The sequence below is a fragment of the Streptomyces sp. NPDC059080 genome (assembly GCF_042739975.1).
GTDB classification, from domain to species: Bacteria; Actinomycetota; Actinomycetes; order Streptomycetales; family Streptomycetaceae; genus Streptomyces; species Streptomyces benahoarensis.
Genome location: NZ_JBHYGX010000009.1, coordinates 165,772 through 173,186, shown reverse-complemented (window position 1 = coordinate 173,186; position 7,415 = coordinate 165,772). Strand labels below are relative to the sequence as shown.

The 7,415-nt window shown below is 72.0% G+C and carries 9 protein-coding genes and 7 tRNA genes; 8 read left to right on the top strand and 8 right to left on the bottom strand.

The features are described from left to right. Window positions 1-33 precede the first annotated feature (33 nt). From ACFWWQ_RS10465 to ACFWWQ_RS10445, 5 genes are all read right to left on the bottom strand, one after another. A tRNA-Val gene (locus ACFWWQ_RS10465) sits at window positions 34-105 on the bottom strand. A gap of 40 nt (window positions 106-145) precedes the next feature. Further along, a tRNA-Val gene (locus ACFWWQ_RS10460) sits at window positions 146-217 on the bottom strand. A gap of 25 nt (window positions 218-242) precedes the next feature. Further along, window positions 243-314 (bottom strand) — tRNA-Val (locus ACFWWQ_RS10455). A gap of 1 nt (window position 315) precedes the next feature. Next, window positions 316-389: transfer RNA gene (locus ACFWWQ_RS10450), tRNA-Cys, on the bottom strand. Window positions 390-424: 35 nt separating this feature from the next. Next, window positions 425-497, bottom strand: a tRNA-Gly gene (locus tag ACFWWQ_RS10445). Window positions 498-674: 177 nt separating this feature from the next. On the opposite strand from ACFWWQ_RS10445, the gene ACFWWQ_RS10440 reads away from it, so the two are divergent. Genes ACFWWQ_RS10440 through ACFWWQ_RS10430 form a run of 3 tightly spaced genes read left to right on the top strand, consistent with a single transcriptional unit; the run spans window position 675 to window position 3,431 of the window. Next, complete coding sequence (locus ACFWWQ_RS10440; RefSeq protein ID WP_384593263.1) at window positions 675-1,745, top strand: chorismate-binding protein; 1,071 nt, start codon at window positions 675-677, stop codon at window positions 1,743-1,745. Next, entirely contained in the window at window positions 1,742-2,566 is an 825-nt protein-coding gene (locus ACFWWQ_RS10435; RefSeq protein WP_384593259.1) for an aminotransferase class IV, read from the top strand. Before ACFWWQ_RS10440 ends, ACFWWQ_RS10435 begins: the two co-directional genes overlap by 4 nt. Before the next feature lie 34 nt (window positions 2,567-2,600). Further along, a complete protein-coding gene (locus tag ACFWWQ_RS10430) occupies window positions 2,601-3,431 on the top strand; it encodes a GNAT family N-acetyltransferase (RefSeq protein ID WP_384593256.1) in 831 nt (276 codons plus the stop codon). 66 nt (window positions 3,432-3,497) lie between these two features. Here ACFWWQ_RS10430 and ACFWWQ_RS10425 read toward each other — a convergent pair whose 3' ends face one another. Continuing rightward, window positions 3,498-4,019, bottom strand: coding sequence for a DsbA family protein (locus ACFWWQ_RS10425; RefSeq protein WP_384593253.1), 522 nt, complete (start codon window positions 4,017-4,019; stop codon window positions 3,498-3,500). 174 nt (window positions 4,020-4,193) lie between these two features. Here ACFWWQ_RS10425 and ACFWWQ_RS10420 point away from each other — a divergent pair, with 174 nt between their 5' ends. Together ACFWWQ_RS10420 and ACFWWQ_RS10415 are read left to right on the top strand one after the other, a co-directional pair. Then, a complete protein-coding gene (locus tag ACFWWQ_RS10420) occupies window positions 4,194-4,646 on the top strand; it encodes a hypothetical protein (protein ID WP_384593250.1) in 453 nt (150 codons plus the stop codon). 68 nt (window positions 4,647-4,714) lie between these two features. Further along, window positions 4,715-4,870 (top strand): hypothetical protein, encoded by a 156-nt coding sequence (locus ACFWWQ_RS10415; RefSeq protein ID WP_169749979.1) that lies wholly within the window; start codon window positions 4,715-4,717, stop codon window positions 4,868-4,870. Between the two features lie 24 nt (window positions 4,871-4,894). Here ACFWWQ_RS10415 and ACFWWQ_RS10410 read toward each other — a convergent pair whose 3' ends face one another. Both ACFWWQ_RS10410 and ACFWWQ_RS10405 read right to left on the bottom strand, forming a co-directional pair. Then, entirely contained in the window at window positions 4,895-5,461 is a 567-nt protein-coding gene (locus ACFWWQ_RS10410) for a CGNR zinc finger domain-containing protein (RefSeq protein ID WP_384593246.1), read from the bottom strand. Window positions 5,462-5,687: 226 nt separating this feature from the next. After that, window positions 5,688-6,101, bottom strand: a complete 414-nt coding sequence (locus tag ACFWWQ_RS10405) for an SsgA family sporulation/cell division regulator (RefSeq protein ID WP_003959770.1) — start codon at window positions 6,099-6,101, stop codon at window positions 5,688-5,690. A 454-nt stretch (window positions 6,102-6,555) separates the two neighbouring features. Here ACFWWQ_RS10405 and ACFWWQ_RS10400 point away from each other — a divergent pair. The 3 genes from ACFWWQ_RS10400 (at window position 6,556) to ACFWWQ_RS10390 (ending at window position 7,374) form a co-directional block, all read left to right on the top strand. Continuing rightward, window positions 6,556-6,627 (top strand) — tRNA-Val (locus ACFWWQ_RS10400). A gap of 85 nt (window positions 6,628-6,712) precedes the next feature. Next, window positions 6,713-7,174, top strand: coding sequence for an SRPBCC family protein (locus tag ACFWWQ_RS10395; protein ID WP_384593243.1), 462 nt, complete (start codon window positions 6,713-6,715; stop codon window positions 7,172-7,174). Window positions 7,175-7,302: 128 nt separating this feature from the next. After that, window positions 7,303-7,374, top strand: a tRNA-Val gene (locus tag ACFWWQ_RS10390). Window positions 7,375-7,415 lie beyond the last annotated feature (41 nt).

The following is a 7,415-nucleotide window of genomic DNA, read 5'->3' as shown; positions in this document are numbered from 1 at the left end:
GCCTTCGCTGCTCCGGCCCTTCGGCCTGCGATGTGGACGATACTGGGATTGAACCAGTGACCTCTTCCGTGTCAGGGAAGCGCTCTCCCGCTGAGCTAATCGTCCTCGGGACCGCGGAGAACCTGAGCCCTCCATGGGTACTGCGTGCGCGATACTGGGATTGAACCAGTGACCTCTTCCGTGTCAGGGAAGCGCTCTCCCGCTGAGCTAATCGCGCGAGGCCCGTAAATCCTACCGGGCAGTGGACGATACTGGGATTGAACCAGTGACCTCTTCCGTGTCAGGGAAGCGCTCTCCCGCTGAGCTAATCGTCCTTGGAGGTGGAGACGGGATTTGAACCCGTGTAGACGGCTTTGCAGGCCGTTGCCTCGCCTCTCGGCCACTCCACCTGGAGCGTAGGGGTTCGGGATGATCCCCCACATCGAGCGGACGACGAGACTCGAACTCGCGACATCCACCTTGGCAAGGTGGTGCTCTACCAACTGAGCTACGTCCGCAGGTGACTCTCCCGGATCATGCCGGGGAAGTTACCGGGCCTCCGGGGCGCTTGCGCTTCCCGGCGACGTGTTGAACTCTAGCGGATTCCTGGGCCAGTACAAAAACACGTTTGTGCAGGTGCTGCGCCTCTGGCTTGCCCACGGCGCCGGACGGGCCCGAGATCTAGACTCGCTGACGTGCACGATCTCCCTCCTGTGGCCCGCTTCGGCGGCCTCATCGCCACCGATCTTCGCGACGTCACCACCGACCCCGCAGCCCTGGACTCCACGGGCTGGTGGGCGGTGGTGGCCGGATTCGAGGGGGAGGCGATCTGCGCCCGCTTCGCCGACGTCCGGCCCGCCACCCCGGCCGACGCCCCCGACCCCCGCGCCTGGCACGGCCCCGCCCCCGACGGCTGGCGCAGCTCCCTGGACCGCGCCGCGTACATGGACGGGGTGCGCCGCATACGCGCGTACATAGGGACGGGGGACGTCTATCAGGTGAACCTCTGCCGGGTGCTGAGCGCGCCGCTGCCCGACCCGGACCGCAGCGACATCGACGCGCTCACCGCCGTACTGGCCCTCGGCAACCCTGCGCCGTACGCGGGCACGATCCGGCTCCCGGCGCACGGCGTCGAGGTCGCCACCGCCTCGCCCGAGCTGTATCTGCGCCGCGACGGGCGCACCGTCGACTCCGGCCCCATCAAGGGGACCGGGCGCATCGCCGCCGATCTGACGGACAAGGACCGCGCGGAGAACGTGATGATCGTCGACCTGGTCCGCAACGACCTCGGCCGGGTCTGCGCCAGCGGCAGCGTCACCGTCCCCGCGCTCTGCGCCGTCGAGGAACACCCCGGCCTCGTCCACCTCGTCTCCACCGTCCGCGGCGAGGTCGCCGAGCCCCATGCCAAGAGCGCCTGGGCCGATCTCCTCGCCGCCACCTTCCCGCCCGGTTCGGTCACCGGCGCCCCCAAGGGGAGCGCGCTGCGGATCATCGACGAGCTGGAGGCGGCGCCCCGCGGGCCGTACTGCGGCGGCATCGGCTGGGTCGACGCCGACCGCGGCACCGGTGAGCTGGCCGTCGGCATCCGTACCTTCTGGATCGACCGCGCCGCGACGGACGGGCCCGAGCTGCGGTTCGGCGCGGGCGCGGGGATCATTTGGGACTCCGATCCGGAGCGCGAGTGGGCGGAGACCGAACTGAAGGCGCGCCGACTGCTCGCGGTAGCGTCGGGCGAGCACGACGTGAACGGAAGGACTGGGCGATGAGGATCTGGCTGGACGGGGAACTGCGGGAGGCCGGCAGCGCCCGGGTGTCCGTCTTCGACCACGGCCTGACGGTCGGCGACGGCGTGTTCGAAACCGTCAAGGCCGAGGGTGGCCGGGCCTTCGCCCTCACCCGCCATCTGGAGCGGCTGGCCCACTCCGCGCGCGGTCTCGGGCTGCCCGAACCGGACCTGGACGAGGTACGCCGCGGCTGCGCCGCCGTCATCGACGCCAACCCGATGCCGCTCGGACGGCTGCGGATCACCTACACCGGCGGCGAATCACCCCTCGGCTCCGACCGCGGCGACGCCCCCGCGACCCTGGTCATCGCCCTCGGCGAGGCGACCCGCCGCCCCGACGCCACCGCCGCGGTCACCGTCCCCTGGGCCCGTAACGAGCGCGGCGCGCTCACCGGGCTGAAGACCACCTCGTACGGCGAGAACGTCGTCGCGCTCGCCCGCGCCCGGGAACGCGGCGCCTCCGAGGCGCTGTTCGGCAACACCGTCGGCGCGCTCTGCGAGGGCACCGGCTCCAACGTCTTCGTCGTCCTCGACGGCGAACTGCACACCCCGCCGCTGACCTCCGGCTGCCTGGCCGGGATCACCCGCGCGCTGACTGTCGCCTGGGCCGGTGCCAAGGAGACCGATCTGCCGCTGGACGCCCTGGAGCGCGCCGAGGAGATCTTCCTGACCTCCACGCTCCGCGACGTCCAGGCGGTGACGCGGATCGACGACCGCCAACTCGGTGACGTACCGGGCCCGGTGACGCGCGCCGCGATGTGCGCCTTCGACGCGGGCGCCGCCGCCGACTTCGACCCGCGGTGAGGTGAAGGGCCGCGGCGGCGGGTAGAAGGCCCCCGTGACCACCACGCTGCGTCCCGCGGGACCGGAGGACCGAGACGGCGAGGGCCACCGCGCCCGCCGCTACGACATCTGCGTCAACAGCCGCCGGGTGGGCGGCGTCCGGCTCACCACCGACCCGCTCACCGGGCCCGCCACCGGCCGGATCGAGGAGCTGGCGGTCGACGCCGCCGACCGCCGCCGCGGCCGGGCCACCGTCGCCGCCCTGACCGCCGAGGAAGTCCTGCGCGGCTGGGGCTGCCGGCGCATCGCGTTGACCGTCCCCGTCGGCGGGGAGGCGGCGCTGCGCCTCGCGGTGGCCCTGGGGTACACCGAACACGCCCGCTCTCTCGCCAAGGTGATCGTCGGAGCCCCGCCGCTGCCGCCCGGTGCCGAGGACCGTCCACTGACCGGCACCGGGTACCCGGCCTGGCGCGCCACCGCCCTCGCGGACCGCGCCCGCCTCCTTGCCGCACCGGGCCTGACCTCGCAGGAAGCCGTTCGGGCGGCGGAGGCCGAACACCGCGCACTGCTCCCGGGCGGCGCCGATACCCCGCACCACGCGGTGCGGCTCCTTGCCGTCCGCGGCACCGACGTCGGCCATGTCTGGGTCGATCAGCGGCCGCCGGACCTGCCCGGCGGCCGCGTCCTCGACCTCCTCGTCGCCCTGGAGCACCGCGGCCGCGGCCACGGCCGGGCCCTGCTGGGCATCGCGGAGCGGGAGTGCCTGGCCGCTGGAGCGCCCCTCACCGGCCTGACCGTCCGCACGGACGACGCCGCCGCGCGCGGTCTCTGCGAGGCCCTGGGCTACCGCCCCACCACGCTTCTGCTGGCCAAGCCGATCCTCTGACGCGGCTCCACTCCCGGGCGTGTTCGCAACGTCCCGCCTGGCTCGCGACGCCCTGCACGACACGCCCTAGGCGAGCAGCCGGTCCGCGATCTCCTCGATCCGGGCGCGCAGCCCCTCCTGGTTCGCGCTGCCGTCCAGCAGCTCCCCGCCGATGACGTACGTGGGGGTGCCGCGCACGCCGATCGCCTTGCCCTCGGCCTGGTCGGCGTCGACGATGAGCAGATGGCGGCCGTCGATCAGCGCGGTGTCCAGCTCGTCGGAGTCCAGCCCCACGGCGTCCGCGACCTCCAGCAGCAGCCGTTCACCGGAGCGGCCCAGCTCCTCGGTGCGGGCCAGCACCGCCTCGATGAATTCCTGGCCCTTGCCCTGTTCGGCGGCCTCCTCGGCCGCCTGCGCCGCCGCGTAGGCGTACGTGTGCTTCTCCAGCGGGAAGTGCCGCAGCCGGATGTCCAGCCGGTCACCGTAGCGCTCGCGCAGGGCACGCAGATCGTCCTGGGCGGTGTGGCAGTCCGGGCACTGCAGCTCACACCAGACGTCCAGGACAACGGGCTCGGAAGAGGGGGTGCCGGTGGCGGGGGAGTCGTTCATGGGGCCAGTCTTCCAGCCCGCCGGGCGGCAGGGGCACCTGGACCTCGGGAGGAGCCCGACCCGGAGATCTCCCTGATCACCACGGCCGGGCATGGCAGTAAAGACGCCGGGCAGGGCAGGATGGAGGAAGGGGACGCAGGGCGCGCTCCCTCCCACCCAGGGCAGGAGGACCCGATGCTGACATCGACCGTATGCGCCGCGGTGTCGGCGGCGGGCCTGGCCGTCGCCGCGCTGACGGCCTACCGCAAGCGTTTCCTCGCCGCGACGCGCATCGCGGCGTTCGCCCTCATCCCGATCGGCCTGGCGATGATCGGCGTCATCGACTGGATCGCCGGGATCGTCCTCAGGCCGACGGTCTGGGCCGGGTTCGGCCTGCTGGCGCTCTCGGCCGTGCTGTTCGTGATCGGCCGCGCCGTGGAGCGCCGCCGGGGCGGGACAGGCGGCCGCAAGGAGCGCCGGGCCGCCGCGGCCGCCCGCGGTGACGCAGTGGCCCCGGGTGCCTCCGCGCCGTCCCTCGGTTCGGGGCGTACGGTCTCCGGTCCCGCGGCCGCGGCCAAGGGCGGAGCAGCCGCCCCCAAGGATGACTTCTCGGACATCGAAGCGATCCTCAAAAAACACGGGATCTGATGAACTCCCGCCACTGAGGAGGTAATTGGGCATTCGCGACCGATCGGCTGCGCCATGATCGTCGCGAAATGAACGATGAGTGCGCCCTGGCCCGGGATGAAGCCCCGGCCCCCGAACCGCGCGGATGTCTTTTCGCGCTGTCCCAGCCGCCCCTGATGCTCTTCCTCGCCTTCATCGGCCTGTTGCTGCTGCTGGGCGCCGTCCACGACCTGTACCTCCAGTGAGGGCCGGGACGTGGCCGGTGCGGCTCAGTCAGCGGCCTCCCGCTGCCGTGCCCGGTAGGCGGCGACATGCAGCCGGTTACCGCAGGTCCGGCTGGAGCAGTAGCGCCGGGAGCGGTTCCGGGAGAGATCGACGAACGTGTGGCGGCAGCCCGGCGCCTCGCAGCGCCGCAGCCGCTCCCGCTCACCCGCCACGACCAGGAACGCCAGCGCCATGCCGCAGTCGGCCGCCAGATGGTGGGCGACCGAGGCACCCGGCGCGAAGTAGTGGACGTGCCAGTCGTAGCCATCGTGGTCCGTCAGCTGCGGGGTGGTGCCCGCGGACGTGATCAGCGTGTTCAGCAGCTCGGCGGCGTTGCGGTCGTCGGGGGCGGCGAAAACCTCCGCGAAGCGGGTACGCAGGGCGCGTACGGCGGCCAGATCGGCGTCGTCGAGGGCGCCGACCCCGCTGATGGCGTGCCGCGCGGTGAACTCCCGCAGCGCGGCCGGATCGGTCAGGGCGTCCGGGCTGCCGGGTGCCTCCCCCTCCGGGGCCGTGTTCAGCAGGTCGACGACCGCGTCCAGGGCGCACCGGGTGTCATGCGTGATCATCACGGTTTCGCTCCCAGGCCGGTTGGGGCGGCCCGTTCGCCGCCCCCGAGTCCTTGCGGAATGGTCGCCGACTCTAGCGCGTCGCCCACGCCACGGCGCCGCCGCCGCGGTGGGTCCGCGGCGACGGCGCCGGAGTGTGCCATATGAACTTGTCGGTCCCGCGGCGTCTCCCCGAGTCGGACGCCGCGGACGTGTGCGGGTTGGTTGCGGTGGGTGGCTGTGGTGCGTCTCAGCTCTCCGCGAGGATGTGGGAGAGCTCCGTGTCGAGGTCGAAGTGCCGATGCTCGGTACCGGGAGGTACCGCGGCGTCGGTCCTTTTGAGGAACGATTCGAGGGCCCGTGCGGGGGCCTCCAGGAGGGCCTCGCCTTCCGGGGAACTCAGGGCGATGCAGACCACGCCCTGTCCGTGGCTCCGGGACGGCCAGACACGGACGTCGCCGGTGCCGGTGGGCCGGTGGAGGCCCTCGGCGAGGAGATCGCGGGCGAAAACCCACTCGACGGTCTCCTCGGCTCCGGTATGGAAGGTGGCATGCACGGCGTAAGGATCGGCCGTGTCATACCGCAGGCCCGCCGGTACAGGCAGTGAGGACTCGCTCGACACAACGAGGCGCAGGTGCAGCTCGCAGCTGACCGTGGTGTTCATAAGCGCCAGGGCCTTTCGCTCAGTGTGCGCTCGGGGATTCGCACGTCGGCGAAATCGACATGCCACCTACGGTGCCGTTGTAAACCCCTCTGAGTGTTTTGGGTGGCTTCGAGTACCTCTGACGGCGGATTGAAAGATCGTCCCCCACGGTTATTCCGGGAGAGCAGGGCGGTCCGGCATGTTGACGAAATGAATACGGAGAGTGAGGGGAGGGTGATCGTCGGCGGAGTGGCGCGACGTCCACCGGAGTCCGGCTCGGCTCGTGGGCGCCGTGCTGCTCCGCCGCTCCCGCCCTTCCGTGCCGGAGTCGGCAGGCCGCCGGGTCTTCGTCGTCGGCCTCGCGATGTCGTGGTGCTGCGTCCGATGGGGCGGGGACGGTGGCGGTGACCTGCGCCGGTGGCCGCCCGGCTGGTCAAGGAGCCCCTTCGGCGTGGGGTAATGTGTGCCGTGCGCCGGGCGATTAGCTCAGTGGGAGAGCGCTTCGTTCACACCGAAGAGGTCACTGGTTCGAACCCAGTATCGCCCACCCCGGCCGAAGGTCCGGAGGCTTCAAGCCTCCGGACCTTCGCGGTTGTTGGGCTCCACCGTCCCCGGGGCGGCACACTGAACCCATGCCCTCCTGGTCGCGCGCACTCCACCGCTACCGCTTCCGCAGCGTGTGGCTGCTGCCCGACGCCCCGCCCGCGGTCGTCTACGCCGTCCTCGAACGCGTCGAGAGCTATCCGCGGTGGTGGCCCCAGGTGCGCGCCGTCGACCGCACCGGCGAGTCCGGCGGGACCGCGCGCTTTCGCTCGTTCCTCCCGTACCACCTGGACGTCGTCGCCGGTGAAGGGGCGCGGGACCCGCGCGCCGGGGTGCTGGAGGTGACGCTCCGCGGCGATCTGGAGGGGTGGGTGCGCTGGACGGTCGCGGCGCGCGGCGGCGGGACGCGCGTCCTCTTCGAGCAGGAGGTGGAGGTGCGCAAGCCGCTGCTGCGACGGCTGGCGCTGCCCGGGCGGCCGCTGTTCGTGCTCAACCACGCGTTGATGATGCGCTCCGGGCGGCGCGGTCTCGCGGTCTGGCTGGCCCGCTGACGCCGCCCGGCGGTCGCGCCCCGTGACCGGCGCGGGGGTGTCGTACGGGCCGCGGGGAGGCATTTGATGGAAAGCCGCGGCGGCCTGTATTGTTCAGGTCGTTCGCGAGGGAAACCCCGCCGGCACCCGGGCGATTAGCTCAGTGGGAGAGCGCTTCGTTCACACCGAAGAGGTCACTGGTTCGAACCCAGTATCGCCCACCGGGATCGAGGTCCGGACCCTCACAAATACGCCCGCGCCC

Excerpts from the sequence above, each read along its gene's own strand:
- ACFWWQ_RS10415 (WP_169749979.1), top strand. The coding sequence starts at position 4,715 with ATGAACGATGAGTGCGCCCTGGCCCGGGATGAAGCCCCGGCCCCCGAA.
- ACFWWQ_RS10420 (WP_384593250.1), top strand. The coding sequence starts at position 4,194 with ATGCTGACATCGACCGTATGCGCCGCGGTGTCGGCGGCGGGCCTGGCC.
- ACFWWQ_RS10435 (WP_384593259.1), top strand. The coding sequence starts at position 1,742 with ATGAGGATCTGGCTGGACGGGGAACTGCGGGAGGCCGGCAGCGCCCGG.
- ACFWWQ_RS10425 (WP_384593253.1), bottom strand. The coding sequence starts at position 4,019 with ATGAACGACTCCCCCGCCACCGGCACCCCCTCTTCCGAGCCCGTTGTC.
- ACFWWQ_RS10405 (WP_003959770.1), bottom strand. The coding sequence starts at position 6,101 with ATGAACACCACGGTCAGCTGCGAGCTGCACCTGCGCCTCGTTGTGTCG.
- ACFWWQ_RS10395 (WP_384593243.1), top strand. The coding sequence starts at position 6,713 with ATGCCCTCCTGGTCGCGCGCACTCCACCGCTACCGCTTCCGCAGCGTG.